Genomic DNA, 21,071 nt, shown 5'->3' with positions numbered 1-21,071 from the left:
GGCGGCGGCAGGGCGCTTGCGCAGCGCGCCAGCGTACCGCCGGCCGCTGTGGGAGCGGCTTCGGTCGCGACGGGCTTTACCGGTGGAGCCCGTCGCGACTGAAGTCGCGCCCCCAGGTTAGTGGCGCGTGAACATCTGCCGAAACGTGTTGGGCGTTCTTCGCCACCGTACGGACGCACGCGAAAGCGTGGTTTCGTGGGCCGAACGCCGGTTCCCGGCAGGTCGACCGTGCGTGCTGCCGAACTTTTTTTGCGGCGGCGCCTGCCGTCGCAGCCGATGCGCCGCCGCAACCGGTAAAATACCCGGGTGGATGTCTCCCATTTGCTCGATGATCTGAACCCCGCCCAGCGCGAGGCCGTCTCCGCACCGTCCGGCCATTACCTGGTGCTGGCCGGCGCCGGGTCCGGCAAGACGCGCGTGCTCACCCACCGCATCGCCTGGCTCAATGAAGTCCACGGCGTGCCGGTGCACGGCATCTTCGCGGTCACCTTCACCAACAAGGCGGCCGGCGAGATGCGCCACCGCACCGACCTGCAGCTGCGCAACGGCAGCCGCGGCATGTGGATCGGCACCTTCCACGGCCTGGCGCACCGCCTGCTGCGCCTGCACTGGCAGGACGCGAAGTTGCCGGAAAGCTTCCAGGTGCTCGATTCGGACGACCAGCTGCGGCTGGTCAAGCGCGTCGTGCAGCAGCTGGAGCTGGACGAGGGCAAGTTCCCGCCCAAGCAGATCGTGTGGTGGATCAACCAGCAGAAGGACGAGGGCCGGCGCGCGCAGCACATCCAGCCCGAGCCGCGCGACGAGTGGACCAGCACCCTGCGCAGCGCCTACGCGCTGTACCAGGAGCGCTGCGACCGGGCGGGCCTGGTCGATTTCGCCGAGCTGCTGCTGCGCGCGCACGAACTGCTGCGCGACAACCCGGCGCTGCTGGCGCATTACCGCAGCCGCTTCGGCGAGATCCTGGTCGACGAGTTCCAGGACACCAACGCGATCCAGTACGCGTTCGTACGCGTGCTCGCCGGCGACACCGGGCGCGTGTTCGTGGTCGGCGACGACGACCAGGCGATCTACGGCTGGCGCGGCGCCAAGGTCGAGAACGTGCAGCGCTTCCTGAAGGATTTCCCGAACGCGCAGACCATCCGCCTGGAGCAGAACTACCGCTCCAGCGCCAACATCCTCAACGCCGCCAACGCGGTGATCGCGCACAACCCGGACCGCATCGGCAAGCAGCTGTGGACCGATTCGGGCGACGGCGACCCGATCGACCTGTACGCGGCCTACAACGAGATCGACGAGGCGCGCTACGTGGTCGAGCGCGTGCGCCAGTGGGTGCGCGACGGCGGCAGCTACAGCGAGGCGGCGGTGCTCTACCGCAGCAATGCGCAGTCGCGCGCCTTTGAAGAATCGCTGATCGCCGAGCAGGTGCCGTACCGGGTCTATGGCGGCATGCGCTTCTTCGAGCGCGCCGAAATCAAGGACACCCTGGCCTACCTGCGGCTGGTCGCCAACCGCGCCGACGACGCGGCGTTCGAGCGCGCGGTGAACACGCCGACCCGCGGCATCGGCGATCGCACCCTGGACGAAGTGCGGCGCCTGGCGCGCGCGCAGTCGCTGTCGCTGTGGGCCGCCGCGCAGCAGGCCACGCAGCAGGGTGGCGACCTCGCGGCGCGCGCGCGCAACGCCCTGGCGCAGTTCCTGGGCCTGATCGAGCAGCTGTCCGCCGAGGTGGCCGGCCTGCCGCTGCCCGAGCAGATCGACCAGGTGCTGGCGCGCTCGACGCTGCGCGAGCACTGGAGCAAGGAAAGCCGCGGCGGGCTGGATTCGGAATCGCGCACCGACAACCTCGACGAACTGGTCTCGGTCGCGTCGCGCTTCGTCCGCGCCGACGGCGAGGACGACGCCGACGAAGGCCGCCAGGCGATGACCGAACTGGTCGCGTTCCTGGCCTACGCCTCGCTGGAGGCCGGCGAAGGCCAGGCCCAGGCCGGCGAGGACGGCGTGCAGCTGATGACCCTGCACTCGGCCAAGGGCCTGGAATTCCCGCTGGTGTTCCTGGCCGGCATGGAGGACGGCCTGTTCCCGAGCGCGCGTTCGCTGGAAGAGAGCGGGCGGCTGGAGGAGGAGCGGCGCCTGGCGTACGTCGGCATCACCCGCGCCCGCCACAAGCTGGTGCTCAGCTATGCCGAGTCGCGGCGCATCCACGGCCAGGACAACTACAACGTGCCTTCGCGCTTCCTGCGCGAGATTCCGCGCGAGCTGCTGCACGAAGTGCGGCCGAAGGTGCAGGTGTCGCGCACCGCCTCGCTGGGCGCGCAGCGCAACCTCGGCCACAGCGTCATCGAAGCGCCGGCGATCAAGCTCGGCGCCAACGTGCAGCACCCCAAGTTCGGTGGCGGCGTGGTCGTGGACTACGAAGGCAACGGCGCCCACGCCCGCGTGCAGGTGCAGTTCGACGAAGTCGGCGCGAAGTGGTTGGTGATGGCGTACGCGAATCTGACGGTGATCTGACGGCTGGGCGCTGTATCGCGTTTCGTTAGTGCAAGGGCGGCGAGTGCATTGCCGCCCCGACCATGGCACCGATGGCGCGCGGCACCGCAAGGCGCACGCAGCCGTGTCAGCCCCGACTTCGGAAGCAGTCGGGACTGAAGTCCCTCCCACAGTGCACCCAGTCACATCGCTACGAGTGTCTGTAGAGGCGGCTTCAGCCATCCAGCTTCGGAAGCAGTCGGGACTGCGGCCCTCCCACAGTGCACCCCGCCAGTTCGCCACAAGTCCTTTGTAGGAGCGGCTTCAGCCGCGACGAACGACGCCATGTAGCCATCCGGCTTCGGGAACAGTCGGGACTGAAGTCCCTCCTACAGTGCACCAGCCAACGCGCCGCAAGTCCCTTGTGGGAGCGACTTCAGTCGCGACGAACGACGCCATACCGGCATCCGGCTTCGGGAACAGTCGGGACTGAAGTCCCTCCTACAGTGCACCAGTCAACGCGTCGCATGTCCCTTGTGGAAGCGACTTCAGCCGCGACGAACGATGCTATGCAGCCACCCGGCTTCGGAGTCGGGCGGCGCCGCAGCCCCCGTGCATCCGGCAAGCTCGCCGCAAGTCTTGCCGATGACCCGGCAGGGGCAACAGGAGTGGTGTTGGATGTCCGGCGTTCTGCGGGCCACACGGATGTGCAATCACTGCCCCGCAGGCGGCTGCCAAAGCTCCACCTTGTTGCCTTCCGGGTCGATCACCCAGGCGAATTTCCCGTATTCGGAATCGTCCACCCTGTCGAGCACGTTGCAGCCTTCCTCGCGCAACACCTTCACCAGGGCGTGCAGATCGTCCACCCGGTAATTGATCATGAAAGGCGCCGTGCTGGGCGCGAACTGCTCGCCCTGCGCGGAGCCGATCGACCAGATGGTGCTGCCGGCCACCGGCTGGCCTGTGCCGTCGGTCCAGGCGAACGCGGTGCCGCCCCATTCCTGCACATCGATGCCCAGATGCCGCTTGTACCAGGCCTGCAGCGCCGCAGCGTCGTGGGCCTTGAAGAAGATGCCGCCAATGCCGGTGACTCGCTTCATTGCAACCTCCGGAAAAGAATGGATGGCGAAGGCGCATGGGATGCGCTTTCGGGCAGAGCGGAGCGCCGCGTGCCACGCGCCCCCGGCGCGGCGCCCGGCCCGGGTCGGTTGAATAGCGCCTGCCTCAGCGGCGTGGCGGCGCCGCTGGTGTCGGGAGGCGGGTGAAATAATTGGTGCGCATCGTCGGGCTGCCGTCCGGCGCGAACGCCGCGACGATCTCGGTCATCGATCGGCCATCCGGGGCAACGGTGTAGATGCGAGTCGATGCCGCGCTTCTGTCCTTGGCCAGCATCATCACCAGGACATTGGACGCAGGCGTCCGCAAGGCGAAGGTGTCGGCTTCGAAATTGTTCTTCACCGGGGTGGCGCGTCCGTCGAGGGCGGCGACGCCTTCGGCATGCATCTTTCCTCCGCCCTGATCGATGATGTCGACCTTTGCGACCCACTTGCCTTTGCCGGCCTCGCCGAATGTCAGGGTGACGCTCTTCGGCCGCTCCTGCGGCGGCATCGGCAACCGCGAAACATCCACGGCCCAACTGCCGAGCAAGGGCGAGGGCTTCGGCGAATCGGCGTGCGCAGGCGAGCACGGGATCAAGACCGCCGCCAATGCGACGGAAAACAGCATTTTCATGCGACCTCCCAAGGATGTTACGGCTGCAGTGGACGAGGAAGCCAACGGGTCGATCGGCAGTAGGGCGCGCACACGAGCCGGGCAGCGCCGCGCCCGCCACGCGCAACCGCGTCATCGCGCCAGCGCGTCCAAAGGAAAGGCGCCGTCCGTGCGTGCGTGAGGGAACTCCTACTTTGGACGTGTGCGGTGCGACACTAGCATTCCCGCCCATCTCCTCACAAACACGGCCGGGTCAGGGGAGCGCTCGTTCTCGAAGCGGTACTTGCGCACCAGTGCCAGCTATCCGCCGGCGAAATGTCCAACCAGTTCCTTGAGGCCGGCCGTGCCGACGAGGGTGCAGCTCGGGTAGGCCGGGATCGCATGCGACGGCAACGGGATGCGCACCTGGTCGCTGCTCGGCGGCGCCTGCCGGATCGACCGCGGGCCGGCCACATGAGTCACCGCGTTGGCGCGCGGTCGTCGCGGTGGCCGGTTCCCTGGCTGTCCGACATCGCGGCATTGCCGCGTCGCCTGCGTGCTTCGGTTGCGGCGTAGCCGGCCACCGCCAGTAGCAGCGGCCCCAGGTAGTAGCAGGCGCGATAGGCAAGCAGGGCGGCCAACAGCTGCGCCTGCGGCGCCTGGTGGCCGAGCATGGGCAGGAACACCGCTTCCATCACGCCGATGCCGGCCGGGATGTGCGCGATGGCCGAGGCGACCGCCGACACCAGCAGCGCGCCGAGCACCGTGGCGTAGTCCACGCCGGACGGCATCAGCACGAACAGCAGCGCACCCATCAGCGCCCAGTTGGCGCTGCCGAGCAGCAGCTGCAGCAGTGCCAGCGTCACCGGCGGCAGGCGCAGCGCGTGCCCGCGCACCTGCCACTCGCGCCCGCGCGACAGGCGGCAGGCAAGCAGGTACGCCACGACCAGGAGCAGCATCGCCGTCCCCAGCCACGGCAGCTGCGCACCGCTCACCGGCCACTGCGGCGGCGTGCGCAGGCGGCCGGACGCGAACAGCGCGCCGGCCAGCAGCAGGTAGCCCATCCAGTTGGTGCCGATGGCGAAGGCGACGATGCGGCCGATGGTGCCCAACCCCAGCCCCGCGCGCGAATACATCCGGTAGCGGAAGCCAGCGCCGCCGACCAGCGCGCCGACGTTGAGGCTGAAGGCGTAGGCGATCGTCGCGATCGCCATCACCCGCGGCGTCGCCAGCGCATGGCCCGCGTAGCGGCGCGCGGCCAGGTCGTAGCATGCGTACAGCGCGTAGCTGCCCAGCGCCAGGCCGACCGCCAGCGCCAGGGTGCCGGCGCCGTAGCCGGCCAGCGTTGCGCCGACCTGCGGCCAGTCCACCGAGCGCCCATAGCGCACCAGCAGCACCGCCACCAGCGCCAGGAACGCGAAATACGCAACCCGGCGCACGCGCCGCCAGCGCTGGCGCGAGGCGCTCATGGCGCCGGACCGCCTTCCTGGCGGATCAACGCCGTGCGCGGCGTGCGCGTGGGCAGGTGGCTGGCCCATTGCGGAAAGTTGCGCAGCACATGGAACAGCAACGGCCGCGTCAGCGCCTGCCAGAAGCGCCGCCGCGGCACGCTCTCCGGCGCGACCTCGCGGCAGTGCGTGTCCATCAGCCGGCGCAGGCGCCCGCGCAGCTCGCGCGCGAACGCCGCGTCGCGGACGAACAGGTTCGCCTCCAGGTTGAGCGACAGGCTCAGCGGATCCAGATTGCTCGATCCCACCGTGCTCCATTCCTCGTCGATCACCGCGACCTTGCCGTGGAACGGGCGTTCGCAGTACTCGTAGATGTGCACGCCCGCGTCGATCAGGTGCCGGTACAGGGCGCGCGCGGCGATCAGCGCCAGCGGCGTGTCCGGTTGTCCCTGGAAGAGCATGCAGACCTTGACCCCGCGCCGCGACGCGGCGCACAGGTCGCGCAGGAAGCCGTAGCCGGGAAAGAAGTACGCATTGGCGATGACGATCTCGCGCTGCGCCTCGCCGAACGCCTGCCGGTAGGCGAGCTCGATGCTGCGCGACCGGCGTCCGTTGTCGCGCGGCAGGAAGCACACGTCGGCGGTGCCGGCGTCGGCGCCGGTATCGGGCGCCGCGCTCGCGCCCTGCGGCGCCCAGCCTTCGCCGGTGCCGTGGCTGGCCATCGCGTGGCGCATGAAGGAGACGATGTCGGCCACCACCGGCCCTTCGACCTCCACCGCGTAGTCCTGCTTGGCTTCCGGGCCGAAGTCGGCGAGGTGGTCGGCCGAATAGTTGATGCCGCCGACCATGCCGATCGTCCCGTCCACGGCCACCAGCTTGCGGTGCATGCGCCGGAACACGTTCAGGCGCATGCCCAGCGGCCGCGGCGTGCGGTCGAACATGCGCAGTTCGACCCCTGCGTCGAGCAGCTCGCCGACGAACGCCGGCGACAGGTCGGGCGAGCCGAACGCATCCACCAGCAGGTGCACGCGCACGCCGCGCCGTGCCGCGGCCACCAGGCGATCCTTGAGCGGGATGCCGACCTTGTCCTCGAACAGGATGAAGGTCTCCAGCAGCACCTCGCGTTGCGCCGCGTCGATGGCCTCGTACACGCGGGCGAAGAACACCTCGCCATTCTCCAGCAGGCGCAGGCGGTGGCCGCGGCGCCAGCACGTCTCGATGCCGCGCGCGCCCTTCACAGCGCGATCCTCGCCAGCAATGGCGCGTGGTCGGACAGGTGCGACCACGGCCGCCCGGACAGCACCTGCGCCTGTTCGATGCGCAGGTTGCGCAGGTAGATGCGATCGACCGGCAGCAGCGGCCAGCGCGACGGGAAGGTTCGCGCCACGCGCCCGTGCGCGTGCTCGAACGCCTCGACCATCCCGCAACGGCGCAGCAGCGGATGCCCGCGCACGCGCCAGTCGTTGAAATCGCCGGCCACGATCAGCGGCGCCTCCGCCGGGATCTCGTCGGCGACGATCCCGCACAGCAGCCCGATCTGCTGCCGCCGGTGCGCTTCGCGCAGGCCCAGGTGCACGCAGATGGTATGCACGTCGACGTCGTGGCCCGGCACCTGCACGACGGCATGCAGCAGGCCGCGCTGCTCGTGGCCCTGCACCGACACGTCGCGGTTGTGCGAGGAGACGATGGGGAACGTCGACAGCAGCGCATTGCCGTGGTGCCCATGCGGGTAGACCGCATTGCGCCCGTAGGCGAACTGCGGCCACAGCGTATCGGCCAGGAACTCGTACTGGGTCTGCGCGGGCCAGTCGGCATGCCGGCCCGCATGCAGCGCGTGCTCGCCCAGCACCTCCTGCAGGAATACCATCCCGGCCGACACCGTGCGGATCGCCTCGCGCAGCTCGGGCAGGACGAAGCGCCGGTTGAGCAGGCTGAAGCCCATGTGCGCGTTGAGGGTCAGCACGTTGATCGAAGGCATGCAGCGCGGACAGGAAGGGCCTGCATGCATTTTGCCGGTGGCCCGCGTGCAAGGCGTGAGGATGCCGGCGCGCCGGATCTGCGTTCGGGGCACGCATGCCCCTCATCGAGCGCGTTGCAGTGAGTTCGGGCCGACGACGTGGCATCGGCGTGGTGCCGCTCGAAGGGCGCGGGCGACCGCGCCGCCATTCCGCAGTGAGCGGCGCTACGACCGCGCCGAGCGCCCGCCGGATGCCGGCTGTCTCACTCCTTCAAGGCGCCGTCGCTCGGATCCGTCGCCGCATAGGTCGGGGTCTGGATCTCCGCGTCGTGCGGGTGGCGCAGCGCATCGCGCACCTGCTCGGGCAACTTGTCGACGGCCAGGATCACCTTGCCGGAATGCACGTCCTTCACCGCGCTCAGCGGCAGCACGAAGTCGCCGCCGTTCTGGATATTGACGACGAACTCCGCGGACGCCTGGCGCACTTCGCGCACCGCGCCGACCCCGAGCTCGCCGTCGGTGACGAAGACCATCTGGCCAACTTCCACTCGCTCGGACATTGCGCACCGCCTTGTTGTGAGAGATTTCCCGCGCGTGCGGCGTTCTGTATGCCTGTGCCGCGGGGCAAGCGCATGATGCGGGGCGACGTCGTCGAGGACGGGTGAACGCCATGTCCTGCCGGATACGCGGAACCGGCCTGTTTCAAGATGGTAGCCGCCACCCCTGAGCAGGGTGTGTCCCTATCGCGTCGGTCGGTTCAATTGAGGATGCGGCGAGAAGGACGACGGGCCGCGCGAGAGGACCTTGCATAAACCATCCTGCTGGTCATCGTCGTGCGCCGTTCAGCGTATCGGGTATTGCCTATGCCGCGGGACACTGCAACGGACGTGCGGCGCGCGGTGCGATAATTCCGCATCGACACCGCACGGAGCGCACGATGCGCAGCGAAAAGGACAAGATGCTTGCCGGCGAGCCGTACCTCCCCGGCGATGCCCAGCTGCAGGCCGACCAGGCCGTGGCCAAGGCGTGGATGGTGCGTTACAACGCGGCGCTGGCCGAGTCGCCGGCGCGGCGCCACGCGTTGCTGGGCGAGCAGTTGGGCGCGGTCGGGCGCGGCGCGGTGGTGCGGCCGCCGTTCCATTGCGACTACGGCTACAACATCCACCTGGGCGAGGACGTGTTCCTCAACTTCAATTGCGTGATCCTGGACGTGGCGCCGGTGCGCATCGGCGCCGGCACGCAGATCGGGCCGGCGGTGCAGCTGTATGCGGCCGATCATCCGCGCGATGCGGCGCAGCGCGCGGCCGGCCTGGAGCTGGGCCGGCCGGTGACGATCGGCCGCAACGTCTGGATCGGCGGCGGCGCGATCGTGTTGCCCGGGGTCACGATCGGCGACGATGCGGTGATCGGCGCCGGCAGCGTGGTCACCCGCGACGTGGCGGCCGGCGCGCGCGTGGCCGGCAACCCGGCGCGGCCGTTGGCGGCGCAACCGCCCGGAATTTGATCCGGGTCAAGGCGCGGCGGTTGCGCCGGGTGTGCAATGGTGCCGTGCCGCCGCGGGCGGCGTTGCCGGAGCACGCACATGTACCAACGCATCCTGATCGCAACCGATGGTTCCGAGTTGTCCGCCAAGGGCCTGCAGCAGGGCCTGGCGCTGGCCGCCAGGCTCGGCGCGGAAGTGGACATCGTCACCGTTTCCGAGCCCTGGGCGATGGGCATGTACGACGCGATGGGCTGGAGCGTGGGCTACGAAGCCACGCCCGAATACCGGCAGGACCGCGAGGACGGCGCGCAGAAGATCCTGGCGCCGGCGCTCGCCGCCGCGGCGGCGGCCGGCGTGGTCGCGCATGGCTGCCATGTGCTGGATCGCTACGCGGCCGAGGGCATCATCGACATCGCCACCTCGCACCGCAGCGACCTGATCGTGATGACCTCGCACGGCCGCCGTGGCATGAGCCGGGTGCTGCTCGGCAGCCAGACCGCCGAGGTGCTGGCGCACAGCCAGGTGCCGGTGCTGGTGATTCGCTGAAGGCGCAGGTCGCCGGAAATGGAGAGCGGCCGACGGTGTGGCGGCACGGAGCGGACGACACGGCCATGCATCCGCTCTCCCTGCCGGCAGCGGTGACTGACGCCGTGGATGGCTTCCACCCTGGTGTCGTCCCATGGCGGGGTGTCTGTCGCTCTGTTCGTCGCGACCGACGTCGCTCGCACAGGGGAGCCGCTGGTGCCCTGTAGAGCGGCTCTTGTCCGCTTTGGGGGATCAGCCCGAAAGCGTGGGCGTCCGAGACCTTGGCGCTTCACTGCTCGCGTTGAATGGCGAGGCCGTTCGGGGCCATTCATCAAACAAGGTTTGGGTTCGGCTGGCATGGCCCGAGAAGAACGGGCCCGGGCAGCCAGGCCCGTGCACGACAGCCGAGCGCCACATGCGCCGCGCGGCCCATCCCGAGAGGGGGAACAAGACCCTTCCTGCCAAGGACGCGTGGTCGGGACCGGAGCCGGCTCGCGAATCCCCGATCCCCAATCCCGAATCCCGGCTCACCAGCTATACAACTTCCAATACACCGGCGACACGTTGTCCTTGCTGCCGTCCATGTGCCCGTCGCCATTCTGGTCGTACAGGTAATAGGCCGGGCCGTTGGCCGGGGTCACCTTGACCATGCGCAGCTGGCCGGAGACCCGGTACTCGTCCACGGTGTCGCCGTTGTCCATCTTGCGTTGGGTCACGTCCGCACCGCGCACGTCCGCCGGCGCGCCGTCCGGGCCAAGACCGGTCGAGGCGCAACCCGCCAGCAGCAACAGCGGAACCAGCATCAGGGCTTTCATCGCAGCATTCTCCACAGCCGAAGTCGTCGGCCTGGATTATGCGCCGAGCGGCCGCATCCGGCGCACAAACGGCCGGACGCGCGTGCGCTTCTTCCGCCCGGGGCAGTGTTCACTTTCGAGGTTAGGTGTCCGCACGGCCGGATCGAGCGACGGGCGCAGGCTCGCGCACCTCAAAGACAGTGGGACGCTTCGCGCCGGGCCCTCACCCCACTCCCTCCCCGGGGGAGGGGCTAAAGCGCGCCGCGGCTGCCCTTCTCCCATCGGGACCGTGGACCCCCTTTTTGGGGGGTAGGTGCCCCCCGAGGGACGGATAAGGGTACGGGCGCAGCCTGCACTGTTCCAATGAATAAGCCACCAGCCCCACGCGTCCCGCTCCCTGGCCCCCATTCCCCGGCAGCGTAGAATCTGCGGATGAGCCGATTAGTCCTGATCGACGGGTCCAGTTACCTGTATCGCGCGTTCCACGCGCTCCCTCCGCTGACCAACCCCGCCGGCGAGCCCACCGGCGCGCTGTTCGGCGTGGTCAACATGCTGCGCGCCACGCTGAAGGAGCGCCCGGAGTACGTGGCCTTCGTGGTCGATGCGCCGGGCAAGACCTTCCGCGACGACCTGTACCCGCAGTACAAGGCCAACCGCCCGCCGATGCCCGAGGAACTGCGCGCGCAGGTCGAGCCGATGTGTCAGATCGTGCATGCGCTGGGCATCACCATCCTGCGCGAGAGCGGCGTGGAGGCCGACGACGTGATCGGCACCCTGGCCCTGCAGGGCGCCGGCGACGGCCTGGAGGTGACCATCTCCACCGGCGACAAGGATTTCGCCCAGCTGGTGCGCCCCGGCGTGCAGCTGGTCAACACGATGAGCGGCAGCCGCATGGACTCCGACGCGGCGGTGATGGAGAAGTTCGGCGTGTGGCCGAGCCAGATCGTCGACCTGCTGGCGCTGATGGGCGATGCCATCGACAACGTGCCGGGCGTGGACAAGTGCGGGCCCAAGACCGCGGCCAAGTGGCTGGCCGAATACGGCTCGCTGGACGGAGTGATGGCCAACGCCGACGCGATCAAGGGCAAGATCGGCGAGAACCTGCGCGCGGCGCTGGCGCGGCTGCCGCTGAACCGCGAGCTGGTCACCATCAAGACCGACGTGGCCCTGCCCGGCGGCCCGCGCACGCTGGGCCTGCGCGAGCAGGATCCGGACCAGTTGCGCGGCCTGTACCAGCGCTACGGCTTCACCCAGGCGCTGCGCGACCTGGACGGCGGCGTCGCCGCCCCGGCCGGGGCGGCCGAGGCCACGCCCAGCCTGCGCGGCACCGCCGCCGGCTACGCCCGCGCCGCCGCGCCCGTCGACACGACGCTGGACCCGGCGCTGGCGGCCAAGGGCGACTACACCGCGATCGTGACTCCGGAGCAGTTCGAACACCTGCTCGAGCGCCTGCGCGTGGCCGAGCGCTTCGCCTTCGACACCGAGACCGACGCGCTGGACGCGATGCGCGCCAACCTGGTCGGGCTCAGCTTCGCGATCGAGCCGGGCCGCGCCGACTACCTGCCGCTGGGCCACGACTACCCCGGCGTGCCGGTGCAGCTGGACCGGCAGCTGGCGCTGGCCGCGCTGAAACCGTTGCTGGAAAACCCGGCCAAGGCCAAGGTCGGCCAGCACGGCAAGTACGACCTGCACGTGCTGCGCCGCCACGGCATCGACGTGCGCGGCTACGCCGACGACACCATGCTGGAGAGCTTCGTGCTCAATTCCACCGCCAGCCGCCACGACATGGATTCGCTGGCGCGGCGCTACCTGGGCTACGAGACGGTCAAGTACGAGGACGTGGCCGGCAAGGGCGCCAAGCAAATCGCGTTCTCGCAGGTGGCCATCGACGACGCCACCGGCTACGCCGCCGAAGATGCCGACATCACCCTGCGCCTGCACGGTGCGCTGTCCGCGCAGCTGGCGGCGGAGCCGGCGCTGGAAAAGGTCTACCGCGAGATCGAGATGCCGCTGGTGCAGGTGCTGGCGCGGATCGAGGCCAACGGCGTCAGCGTGGACATGGCCGAACTGCGCAAGCAGAGCCAGGACCTGAGCCAGCGCATGCTGGCCGCGCAGCAGAAGGCCACCGCGCTGGCCGGGCGCACCTTCAACCTGGACTCGCCCAAGCAGCTGCAGGCGGTGCTGTTCGACGAACTGAAGCTGCCGGCGCTGCTGAAGACCCCCAAGGGCCAGCCCAGCACCAACGAAGAGGCGCTGGAGGCGATCGCCGCCGAGCACGAGCTGCCGCGGGTGATCCTGGAATACCGCGGCCTGGCCAAGCTGCGCAGCACCTACACCGACAAGCTGCCGGAGATGATCAACCTCGACACCGGCCGCGTGCACACCAGCTACCACCAGGCCGGCGCCGCCACCGGGCGGCTGTCCTCGGCCGATCCGAACCTGCAGAACATCCCGATCCGCACCGAGGACGGCCGCCGCATCCGCCGCGCCTTCGTCGCCCCGCCCGGGCGCAAGCTGATCGCCTGCGACTACTCGCAGATCGAGCTGCGGATCATGGCCCACCTGTCCGAGGACGCGGGCCTGCTGCGCGCCTTCGGCGCCGGCGTGGACGTGCACCGCGCCACCGCCGCCGAGGTGTTCGGGCGCAGCCTGGAGGAGGTCACGCCGAACGAGCGCCGCGCCGCCAAGGCGATCAACTTCGGCCTGATGTACGGCATGAGCGCGTTCGGCCTGGCCCGCAACCTGGGCATCGGCCGCGGCGAGGCGCAGGACTACGTGGCGCTGTACTTCAGCCGCTACCCCGGGGTGCGCGACTTCATGGAGCGCATGCGCGAGCAGGCGCGCACCCAGGGCTACGTGGAGACCCTGTTCGGCCGCCGCCTGTACCTGAACGACATCAACGCCAAGCAGCAGGGCCTGCGCGCCGGCGCCGAGCGCGCGGCGATCAACGCGCCGATGCAGGGCACCGCCGCGGACATCATCAAGCGCGCGATGGTCACCGTGGACGCGTGGCTGGCGCCGCACCGCGAACGCGCGCTGATGATCCTGCAGGTGCACGACGAACTGGTGTTCGAGGCCGACGCCGACTTCGTCGACACGCTGCTGCCCGAGGTGACCCGGCTGATGGCCGGCGCCGCCGAACTGAAGGTGCCGCTGGTGGTGGACAGCGGGGTCGGCGACAACTGGGACGAGGCGCATTAGTTTTGCGGGACTCGGGACTCGGGACTCGGGACTCGGGACTCGCGGCCGCGGGATTCGGCGGGCCAGGGCCGATGCGGTGAGCGGAGGCGGGGCGCCGTCGCCGCCGAGCCGCAGGCGAACGGGCAGTGGGCGGAACGCGCTCGCGATGCCGCGAAACGCCTGAACGGCTTCATCCGATAGCGTGATTCTCGGAAGGATGCTCTCTCGGACGATGAAACATTGCGGCCGGCATTTGCGCCTGAATCTTTCCGCCCTCGCCCGCATCGGCATCGATGCTGGAGCATGGATGCACCAGATGGGCGACAGCGCGCGATTTCGGGATCGATGCCGCAGCGCGGGCGTCGAGCCGCATCGTTCCTGTGCACGAATTCAGCTATAAAAAGCAGTTGTTTTTGGAACCTTGCGTTGCACCGAATTTCGCGAATGAATCCGCCCTTAATCCGACAATTTTTTAACTAAAATCTTCACGAACTAGCAAGGTGCAAAATGGTTTTATATCCCTCGACAGGCGCAATACCTGTCGCGGATCTCCTCCCATCCCCTGGAGCAGATCTAGGAACGGCGACTCCTCCCCAAGTCTCCGTTCCCTGGCCCCGCCGACCTCCCCCTGGTCCGCGGGGCTTTTTATTGCCTGCGAAAAGATCCAGTGCGCCGCCACGGCCGCCGGCGCATGCCGGCACCGGATCGCGGCCCCATCATCCTTGCGAGCCGCGCGATGCCCGATCTCTTCCATCTGTCGATGCCGTGGTGGGAATTCATCTTGCGCGCGGTGGTGGTGTACGTGGCGGTGCTGACGATGGTGCGGGTGTCGGGCAAGCGCGCGATGGGGCAGCTGACACCGTTCGACATGCTGCTGATCGTGCTGCTCGGCAACGCGGTGCAGAACGCCTTGCTCGGCCAGGACACCTCGCTCGGCGGCGGCCTGCTGTTGGCGGCGACGCTGATCGCGCTGAACTTCGGGGTCGGCCTGATCACCTCGCGCAGCGCGCGCGCCGAGCGCCTGATCGAAGGCGAGCCGGTGGTGCTGGCGCGCGACGGCCACGTGTTCCGCCAGGTGCTGCGCCGCGAACTGGTCAGCAACGCCGACTTCGAGGCGGCGATGCGCCAGCAGGGCTGCCTGCAGCTGGACGAGGTCCGGCTGGCGCTGCTGGAGACCAACGGCCACATCACCATCGTCGCCGGCAAGGGCGATTGAGCGGGCCGGCGCGTCAAGCCGCTGGCCGCCCCCTGTAGGAGCGGCTTCAGCCGCGACCAGGCGTTCCCGGCAACGCCCCGGTCGCGGCTGAAGCCGCTCCTACAAGAGCGCAGGCGCGCCGCACGGTGGCCGATAGGTGATGCGCGGAGGCGTCACCGCGCTAGCGGCGCGGCGCGGTCGGCCGTTCGAGCTGGTAGAGCGCGTCGTCCAGCGCGTCCAGTTGGGCGGCCAGCAGCGTGCGCGCGTCCTGCACGCCGTGGTTGTAGAAGTGCGCGCCGATGCGTTCGGCGACGAAATCCAGCAGGAACCCGGCCTCGAAGGCGCCGATCTCCTGCTGCAGCTCGTCGTGCAGGTAGCGCTGCAGTTGCTCGGCGATCCGCGCCTTGTCCTCGCGCCCCAGCACGCTGGCCGGCAACGGCCCGCTCATGCCAGCCAGTCGCGCGGCACCAGGTATTCGGCCAGGCGCGCCTCGGCGCTGTCCGGCGCGGGCTGGAAGCCGTATTCCCAGCGCACCCGCGGCGGCAGGCTCATCAGGATGCTCTCGCTGCGGCCGCCGCTCTGCAGGCCGAACAGGGTGCCGCGGTCGTAGACCAGGTTGAACTCGACATAGCGCCCGCGCCGGTACAGCTGGAACTCGCGCTCGCGCTCGCCCCACGGCAGCGCGCGGCGGCGCTCGACGATCGGCAGGTAGGCGTCCAGGAAGCCGTCGCCGACCGCGCGCTGGTAGGCGAAATCACGCTCGAAGTCGCCATGCAGGTCGTCGAAGAACAGCCCGCCCACGCCGCGGGTCTCGTTGCGGTGCTTGAGGAAGAAGTAGTCGTCGCACCAGCGCTTGTGCGCGGCATAGCGGTCCTGCCCGAACGGCGCGCACAGCGCCTGCGCGGTGCGGTGCCAGTGGACCACGTCCTCGTCGAACGGGTAGTACGGGGTCAGGTCGAAGCCGCCGCCGAACCACCAGGCCACGGTCTGGCCGTCGCGCTCGGCGCGGAAGAAGCGCACGTTGGCGTGGGTGGTGGGCAGGTACGGGCTGTGCGGGTGGAACACCAGCGACACCCCGGTGGCGCGCCACGAGGCGCCGGCCAGCTCCGGGCGGTTGGCGCTGGCCGAGGGCGGCAGGCGCGTGCCGGACACGTCGGAGAAGCCGATCCCGGCCTGTTCGAACACCGCGCCGTCGCGCAGGATGCGGGTGCGGCCGCCGCCGCCCTCGGCCCGCTGCCACTGGTCTTCGGCGAAGCGGGCGCGGCCGTCGGCGGCCTCGATGGCGGCGCAGATGCGGTCCTGCAGGCCGGTCAGGTAGTCGCGTACTCGGTCGAACTCGGTCATGGCGGGGATGGGCAGTCGGGCAGTGGGAGGGGCCAGCCAGCTTCGCTGGGCACGAGGCGGCACGGGCGCGCCACATTATTGCGTGGCCGCGCCGGGGGCCTGTCAATGACGCGGCCGATGGACAGGTCGCGAGGGCGCGGCGCTCAGAGCATCATGGAGCGTCGGCCGTACCGTCATCCGTCGCTTCGAGACACCTTCCCCGAAAAGGGGCCATGGTCCCGGGAGGAGAACGAGCGGTTGCCGGGCGATGCAGCGAGCCTCCTGGCGCGTGGCAGGCTTGGCCCGCTGCCCAGGCCGTTATCGCTCCGCGGCGCCGCAGCGGCTGGCCTCGTCGCCGAAGAACACGACGAAGCGGTGCGCGCGATCCAGCCCGAGCAGCAGGTTGGCGCCGAGCGGACGCAGCCGCCATTGCTGGCCGTCCTGCTGGCGCAGCGCGATCTGCCCGTCGTCCAGGCGCGCCTGCAGCGCCTCGCCGTCGCCGCTGCGCACGCTGCCGTCGGCGCCGAACTGCAGGCTGACCGCGTTGCCGATGGGGGCGATGAAGCGGCCGCACGGCAAGCGCGTGGCCGGCGGCGACTGCAGCAGCGCCGCGTCCACCTCTTCCAGCGCCGTGGTGCGGCCGCAGGCGACCGGGTCGGACAGGGCGCAGGCCTGCTCCAGCAGCGCCTTCGCGCGCAGGAACTGGCCCGCGTCCCACAGCCGCTCCGCCGCCGCGGTGCAGATGTGCGGGGAGGCGCTGCGCCGGCATACGGCTTCGGCTTGCAATGCCGTCGCAGCCTGGGCGGGCGCCGCGTCCGTCGCCGCGTCGAGCAAGCCACGGCAGGCGAACGGCAGCTGCGGTCCGCACAGCGCCTGTGCCTGCGCAGGCGCGCCTTGCGCCAGCCGCTGCGCGCAGGCCGGCAGGTCCTTGCGGCACTGCGCGATCGCCGGTGTCGCTGCCGGCACCGGCGCCTTGCAGGGCGCGGTGCTGCCATGCCGATAGACGGTGCCGTCCGGTGCGCGGATCCGGGCGCTGTCCGCCGAGAGCGCGTAGCGTTCGCTGCGGCCGCTGTCCAGGTCGAACAGCTGCAGGGCGTCGCCCTCGCGCAGCAGGTGGAAACGCCGCGGCGAGTCCTGCTCGGGCTCCAGCCGCGCGCTGTCGGCGCTTTCCAGGTACAGCGCGTTCTGCGCGTCGTCCACGTACAGGCCGCAGACCGGGGCGGCGGGCGCGGCGTCGGCGCAGGCGGCGCTGCCGAGCCAGGCCAGCGCGAACAGGGCGATGGCCGGGAAGCGGCGGCCAGGGCAATACGAGGGCATCGGACATCCTTTTCGGTGCCGGCACGCTGCCGGCGGTTGGGGGGTCAGGCGCGGAATTCGGCGCGGATCGCCGGACGGTACAGGTGATGGACGATCCAGCCGTGCAGCGCGGCGAACACCAGCGCGGTCAAGGCTGCGCTGACCATGCCGGTGATGCGCCCCACGCGCAGGTCCGAATGCAGCTGCACGGCGTCGACGCCGTACTGCGCGGCGTGCGGCAGCCAGGCTTGCAGCGCATCGAACAGTTGCCAGATCAGCGGCAGGCTGGCGAAGTTGGCCAGTGCGGTGAGCACCAGGAACGCCACGAAGGCCAGCCGCCCCCACTCGCGCCGGCGCAGCAGCGCCCAGGACGTGGCGCAGAACGCCAGCGCCAGCGCCAGCGACAGCCACGACAGGACGAGCAGGTGGTCCAGGCACCATTGCAGCCACGCCGGCAGGCGCAAGGCGATCAGCGCCGGCAGCTGCGCGATCGTGCCGGCCGGCAGCGCCGTCATCAGCAGCGCCTGCGCCAGCGCGCACAGCAGCCAGATCACGCCGAGCAGCAGCGAGATCTTGGCCATCGAATCGATCATCGGGTTGCGCGCAACGGGCAGGGGCGGGGGCGGCATCGGCGGTCCTTCGGTGGGATGGCGGCAGCAGGGCGCCGCGCAGCGTCCGTCAAGGATAGAGGGCGTGGCCGGTGACGCAAGCCGGCTGCGGATGCTGCCGGGCCGTCATGTCGTCGGCCGTTGGGCCCCGGGCGCCGTGTCGCTCATGCGTCGCCGCTGAAGCCGCTCCCACATGCGGCTTGCGGAAAGCGGGTTGGGTCCTGGTGTGTAGGGAGCTGCAGCCGCGCCGATGTCCACCGCCGGACGTCCGACGTTTCGTCCGTCGCAGCCGAATCGCCTCTTAAGGGTGGCTTGCGGAGTGTGGTCGCAGCCCCGGTGGCGCTCCGGCCCCGAAGGCGCGCGGCATCGGCAAGTTCATCGCTTCGTTCGTCGCGGCTGAAGCCGCTCCTACAGGGGCTCGGCGTCATGGGGGAGGAGCTTCAGCGCCGATGGGCCCGCCACGGGGGCGCCCATCGGCGTGCCGCCACTTTACGCAGCCGCGCTGCTCCTGCAGTGCGCGGCTGCGTTTGCAAGAGGCGACCTACTTCAGCTGCTGCTCGAACAGCTTCAAAATCCGCTTGTATTCGTCCAGCCACGAGTCGGCGCGGGTGAAGCCGTGCCGTTCCAGCGGGTACGGGGCGATCTCCCAGTTGTCCTTGTGCAGTTCGATCAGCTTCTGGCTCATGCTGACCGAGTCGCGGAAGAACACGTTGTCGTCGATCATGCCGTGGGCGATCAGCAGGTGGTCGCGCAGGCCGGCGGCGTATTCGATCGGCGAGGAGGTGCGGTAGGCCTCCGGGTCCAGCTCCGGGGTGTTGAGGATGTTGGCGGTGTACTCGTGGTTGTACTGGCTCCAGTCGCCGACCGGGCGCAGCGCGGCGCCGGCCTTGAACGTGCCGGGGCTGCGGAACAGCGCCATGTAGGTCATGAAGCCGCCGTAGGAGCCGCCGTAGATGCCGGCGCGGTTGCGGTCGCCCTGCTTCTGCGCGACCAGCCAGTCCAGGCCGTCCAGGTAGTCCTCCAGTTCCGGATGGCCCATGTTGCGGTAGATCGCGGTGCGCCAGTCGCGGCCGTAGCCGGCGCTGGCGCGGTAGTCCAGGTCGAGCACCACGTAGCCCTTCTGCACCAGCAGGTTGTGGAACATCTGCTCGCGGAAGTACGGGGTGTAGCGCGCCGACACGTTCTGCAGGTAGCCGGCGCCGTGCACGAACATCACGATCGGGTAGCGCTTGCCGGGCTCGGGGCGCTGCGGGCCGTAGTACTTGCCCCAGACCACGCCGGCGCCGTGCTTGGACGGCACCTGCACGTACTGCGGCTGGATCCAGTCGCGCGCCTTGAACGCGGCGCTGCGCGTGTCGGTGAGGGTGCGCGCGGTGCCGCCGGCCACCGGCAGTACGGCCAGCTGCGGCGGCAGGTAGCTGCCCGAATAGCGCACCAGCAGCTGCTGGCCGTCCGGCGACAGCGCGAAGTCCTCCACGCCGTCGAGCGCGGTCAGTTCGCTGACGCGGTCGTCGCGCAGGTCGAGCCTGCACACCTCGTAGTCGCCCGGCCATGTGCGGTTGCACAGGAACAGGAAGCCCTGGCCGTCGGCGGTGACGACCGGCGCGGAGACTTCCCACTTGCCGGAGGTGCGCGGCCGCGGCTTGTCGGTGCCGCGCTGGGTGTACAGGTGCGCGTAGCCGGACTGCTCGGACAGCAGCCACAGCGTCTGGTTGTCCGGCAGCCAGCCGAACTCGTTGAAGCTCCAGCCGATCCAGGCCGCATCGGTGAGGCGGTGGCGGTTCTGCAGCGTGGCCTTGTCCAGGTCGACGCTGGCGATCCAGCGGTCCTTGTTGTCCACCGCGCGCAGCATCACCGCGGCGTTGCGGCCGTCGGCGCTCCAGTGGATCGACGGGCCGGCGCCATCGCCGTCGGTCTCCACGCGGATCGCGCGCGGGCCCTTCAGCGGTTCCTGCTTGGCCGCCTTGCGCAGCGCCGCCAGCGGGTCGGCGTCGATGCCGGGCAGGGCGGCGACGTCAAGCTTGCGCGCGCTGCCGGCCGTCACGTCGACCAGCCACAGGGTCTGCGCCAGCGGCGGGTTGCGGCCGACGCGGGTGCGGGTTTCCTGGAATTCCTCGTAGCCCGACTCGGTGACGTATTTGGGCATCTTGCCGTCGCGGCCTTCGTCGGCGCCCTTGGCGTGGGTCACCACCAGCAGGTGGCGGCCGTCCGGCGACAGCGCGCTGTCGTCGATCGCCACGTCCTCGCCCAGGTACACCGGCGCCGGCGCGCGGCTGCCGTCGGCGCGGCGCCAGGCCTGCTCCTGCTGCCGCGCCAGGTCGCGCTGCGCGCGGTCGCGGGCCAGGGTCTCCAGGGTGCGCAGCTGCTGCTCGCGCAGCGCATCGGGCTTGGGCGCGGCGTCGGGATCGCGCTCGGCCTTGAGCACCGCGGCCTGCAGCGTGCCGCCGCCGGCGCTCCAGCGGTACCAGTCGTTGCCGACCCGCCACAGCGCGCCACCGTCGGTGGTGAACTGCGGGCGCGAGGCGGCCTCGTTGCTGCGGGTCAGCTGGGTCAGCGCGCCGCTGCGCAGGTCGCGCAGGAACACGTCGCCGTTGCGCACGAACAGCATGCGCTGGCGCGTCGCGTCGTAGACCGGATCGGCCGCATCCAGGGTGCTGCGCTGGGTGTCCTCCACGCGCTGCGCGGCGGCGCCATCGACGCCCTGCCGGTAGGTATCGCGCACCGGGCTGCCGGCGCGCTTGAGCTGGTACTGCACCTGGCGCCCGTCCCAGGCCCACCATGCCGCCTCGACCGGCGGCCCGATCCAGTCCGGATCGGCCATCGCCTGCTCGATGGTCAGCGGAGCGGCGGTTTCCTGCGCGGCGGCCAGCGGCGCCAGGCAGGACAGGGACAGCAACACAAGGCACAGGGATACGCGACGCATCTGGATTCCGGTCGAACGGGCAAGCGGCGAGGGTAGCAGGGGGGCTGGGAATCGGGAATCGGGAATGGCAAGAGCGGTTTCCTGAGAGGCTGTTGACCGCGCGTGCAATGCAGATGCAGACGAAGTGCCTTTGCCATTCTCCATTCCCCATTCCCCACTCCCAGCCCCCTGCGACAAGACGTCA

Annotated in this window: 17 protein-coding genes; 5 read left to right on the top strand and 12 right to left on the bottom strand. The window is 70.0% G+C overall.

All coding sequences use genetic code 11. From position 1 onward, the window contains the following. The first annotated feature begins 306 nt into the window (after positions 1 to 306). Positions 307 to 2,508, top strand: a complete 2,202-nt coding sequence (gene uvrD / locus OCJ37_RS20260) for a DNA helicase II (protein ID WP_263111474.1) — start codon at positions 307 to 309, stop codon at positions 2,506 to 2,508. A 671-nt stretch (positions 2,509 to 3,179) separates the two neighbouring features. On the opposite strand, the gene OCJ37_RS20255 is transcribed toward uvrD, so the two are convergent. From OCJ37_RS20255 to OCJ37_RS20230, 6 genes are all read right to left on the bottom strand, one after another. After that, on the bottom strand, positions 3,180 to 3,566 hold the full coding sequence (locus tag OCJ37_RS20255) for a VOC family protein (protein WP_263111473.1): 387 nt from the start codon (positions 3,564 to 3,566) through the stop codon (positions 3,180 to 3,182). A 124-nt stretch (positions 3,567 to 3,690) separates the two neighbouring features. Beyond that, positions 3,691 to 4,197, bottom strand: coding sequence for a hypothetical protein (locus OCJ37_RS20250; protein WP_263111472.1), 507 nt, complete (start codon positions 4,195 to 4,197; stop codon positions 3,691 to 3,693). 437 nt (positions 4,198 to 4,634) lie between these two features. Beyond that, a complete protein-coding gene (locus OCJ37_RS20245; RefSeq protein ID WP_263111471.1) occupies positions 4,635 to 5,624 on the bottom strand; it encodes a lysylphosphatidylglycerol synthase domain-containing protein in 990 nt (329 codons plus the stop codon). Then, entirely contained in the window at positions 5,621 to 6,841 is a 1,221-nt protein-coding gene (clsB, locus tag OCJ37_RS20240; RefSeq protein WP_263111470.1) for a cardiolipin synthase ClsB, read from the bottom strand. Before clsB ends, OCJ37_RS20245 begins: the two co-directional genes overlap by 4 nt. Then, positions 6,838 to 7,581: an endonuclease/exonuclease/phosphatase family protein gene (locus tag OCJ37_RS20235; RefSeq protein ID WP_263111469.1), complete on the bottom strand. Its 744-nt coding sequence runs from the start codon at positions 7,579 to 7,581 to the stop codon at positions 6,838 to 6,840. Before OCJ37_RS20235 ends, clsB begins: the two co-directional genes overlap by 4 nt. Before the next feature lie 242 nt (positions 7,582 to 7,823). After that, a complete protein-coding gene (locus OCJ37_RS20230; protein ID WP_263111468.1) occupies positions 7,824 to 8,120 on the bottom strand; it encodes a hypothetical protein in 297 nt (98 codons plus the stop codon). A 377-nt stretch (positions 8,121 to 8,497) separates the two neighbouring features. Between OCJ37_RS20230 and OCJ37_RS20225 the strand changes: the two genes are divergently transcribed. Next, entirely contained in the window at positions 8,498 to 9,064 is a 567-nt protein-coding gene (locus tag OCJ37_RS20225) for a sugar O-acetyltransferase (RefSeq protein WP_263111467.1), read from the top strand. Positions 9,065 to 9,142: 78 nt separating this feature from the next. Next, a complete protein-coding gene (locus OCJ37_RS20220; RefSeq protein ID WP_263111466.1) occupies positions 9,143 to 9,589 on the top strand; it encodes a universal stress protein in 447 nt (148 codons plus the stop codon). Positions 9,590 to 10,095: 506 nt separating this feature from the next. Here the strand turns inward: OCJ37_RS20220 and OCJ37_RS20215 are convergent. Continuing rightward, positions 10,096 to 10,383 carry a DUF2782 domain-containing protein gene (locus OCJ37_RS20215; protein WP_263111465.1) on the bottom strand — a complete coding sequence of 96 codons (288 nt, stop codon included), beginning with the start codon at positions 10,381 to 10,383 and terminating at the stop codon, positions 10,096 to 10,098. Between the two features lie 411 nt (positions 10,384 to 10,794). Here OCJ37_RS20215 and polA point away from each other — a divergent pair, with 411 nt between their 5' ends. Beyond that, the gene (polA, locus tag OCJ37_RS20210; protein ID WP_263111464.1) at positions 10,795 to 13,563 is read left to right on the top strand and encodes a DNA polymerase I; all 2,769 of its coding nucleotides are present in this window, start codon (positions 10,795 to 10,797) and stop codon (positions 13,561 to 13,563) included. 715 nt (positions 13,564 to 14,278) lie between these two features. After that, complete coding sequence (locus tag OCJ37_RS20205; protein ID WP_263111463.1) at positions 14,279 to 14,758, top strand: DUF421 domain-containing protein; 480 nt, start codon at positions 14,279 to 14,281, stop codon at positions 14,756 to 14,758. Between the two features lie 160 nt (positions 14,759 to 14,918). Here OCJ37_RS20205 and OCJ37_RS20200 read toward each other — a convergent pair whose 3' ends face one another. The 5 genes from OCJ37_RS20200 to OCJ37_RS20180 all read right to left on the bottom strand — a co-directional run bounded on the left by OCJ37_RS20200 (position 14,919) and on the right by OCJ37_RS20180 (position 20,887). Then, positions 14,919 to 15,185 carry a DUF2164 domain-containing protein gene (locus OCJ37_RS20200; RefSeq protein WP_263111462.1) on the bottom strand — a complete coding sequence of 89 codons (267 nt, stop codon included), beginning with the start codon at positions 15,183 to 15,185 and terminating at the stop codon, positions 14,919 to 14,921. Further along, a complete protein-coding gene (hemF, locus tag OCJ37_RS20195; protein WP_263111461.1) occupies positions 15,182 to 16,081 on the bottom strand; it encodes an oxygen-dependent coproporphyrinogen oxidase in 900 nt (299 codons plus the stop codon). The genes OCJ37_RS20200 and hemF overlap by 4 nt, the downstream gene beginning before the upstream one ends. Positions 16,082 to 16,378: 297 nt before the next feature. After that, positions 16,379 to 17,377: a hypothetical protein gene (locus tag OCJ37_RS20190; RefSeq protein WP_263111460.1), complete on the bottom strand. Its 999-nt coding sequence runs from the start codon at positions 17,375 to 17,377 to the stop codon at positions 16,379 to 16,381. Positions 17,378 to 17,421: 44 nt separating this feature from the next. Continuing rightward, the gene (locus OCJ37_RS20185) at positions 17,422 to 17,985 is read right to left on the bottom strand and encodes a hypothetical protein (RefSeq protein ID WP_263111459.1); all 564 of its coding nucleotides are present in this window, start codon (positions 17,983 to 17,985) and stop codon (positions 17,422 to 17,424) included. Between the two features lie 520 nt (positions 17,986 to 18,505). Continuing rightward, complete coding sequence (locus OCJ37_RS20180) at positions 18,506 to 20,887, bottom strand: S9 family peptidase (RefSeq protein ID WP_263111458.1); 2,382 nt, start codon at positions 20,885 to 20,887, stop codon at positions 18,506 to 18,508. Between the last annotated feature and the right edge of the window lie 184 nt (positions 20,888 to 21,071).

Origin of the sequence: Xanthomonas sp. AM6 (assembly GCF_025665335.1) — a bacterium.
Taxonomy (GTDB): Bacteria; Pseudomonadota; Gammaproteobacteria; order Xanthomonadales; family Xanthomonadaceae; genus Xanthomonas_A.
Note: the sequence above shows the minus strand (reverse complement) of the source record. Positions and strands in the feature narration are given on the sequence as shown.

What these genes read in the sequence shown, in the direction of transcription:
- OCJ37_RS20255 (WP_263111473.1), bottom strand. Translation starts at nt 3,566, where the DNA reads ATGAAGCGAGTCACCGGCATTGGCGGCATCTTCTTCAAGGCCCACGAC.
- OCJ37_RS20250 (WP_263111472.1), bottom strand. Translation starts at nt 4,197, where the DNA reads ATGAAAATGCTGTTTTCCGTCGCATTGGCGGCGGTCTTGATCCCGTGC.
- OCJ37_RS20245 (WP_263111471.1), bottom strand. Translation starts at nt 5,624, where the DNA reads ATGAGCGCCTCGCGCCAGCGCTGGCGGCGCGTGCGCCGGGTTGCGTAT.
- OCJ37_RS20235 (WP_263111469.1), bottom strand. Translation starts at nt 7,581, where the DNA reads ATGCCTTCGATCAACGTGCTGACCCTCAACGCGCACATGGGCTTCAGC.
- OCJ37_RS20230 (WP_263111468.1), bottom strand. Translation starts at nt 8,120, where the DNA reads ATGTCCGAGCGAGTGGAAGTTGGCCAGATGGTCTTCGTCACCGACGGC.
- OCJ37_RS20225 (WP_263111467.1), top strand. Translation starts at nt 8,498, where the DNA reads ATGCGCAGCGAAAAGGACAAGATGCTTGCCGGCGAGCCGTACCTCCCC.
- OCJ37_RS20220 (WP_263111466.1), top strand. Translation starts at nt 9,143, where the DNA reads ATGTACCAACGCATCCTGATCGCAACCGATGGTTCCGAGTTGTCCGCC.
- OCJ37_RS20215 (WP_263111465.1), bottom strand. Translation starts at nt 10,383, where the DNA reads ATGAAAGCCCTGATGCTGGTTCCGCTGTTGCTGCTGGCGGGTTGCGCC.
- polA (WP_263111464.1), top strand. Translation starts at nt 10,795, where the DNA reads ATGAGCCGATTAGTCCTGATCGACGGGTCCAGTTACCTGTATCGCGCG.
- OCJ37_RS20205 (WP_263111463.1), top strand. Translation starts at nt 14,279, where the DNA reads ATGCCCGATCTCTTCCATCTGTCGATGCCGTGGTGGGAATTCATCTTG.
- OCJ37_RS20200 (WP_263111462.1), bottom strand. Translation starts at nt 15,185, where the DNA reads ATGAGCGGGCCGTTGCCGGCCAGCGTGCTGGGGCGCGAGGACAAGGCG.
- hemF (WP_263111461.1), bottom strand. Translation starts at nt 16,081, where the DNA reads ATGACCGAGTTCGACCGAGTACGCGACTACCTGACCGGCCTGCAGGAC.
- OCJ37_RS20190 (WP_263111460.1), bottom strand. Translation starts at nt 17,377, where the DNA reads ATGCCCTCGTATTGCCCTGGCCGCCGCTTCCCGGCCATCGCCCTGTTC.
- OCJ37_RS20185 (WP_263111459.1), bottom strand. Translation starts at nt 17,985, where the DNA reads ATGCCGCCCCCGCCCCTGCCCGTTGCGCGCAACCCGATGATCGATTCG.
- OCJ37_RS20180 (WP_263111458.1), bottom strand. Translation starts at nt 20,887, where the DNA reads ATGCGTCGCGTATCCCTGTGCCTTGTGTTGCTGTCCCTGTCCTGCCTG.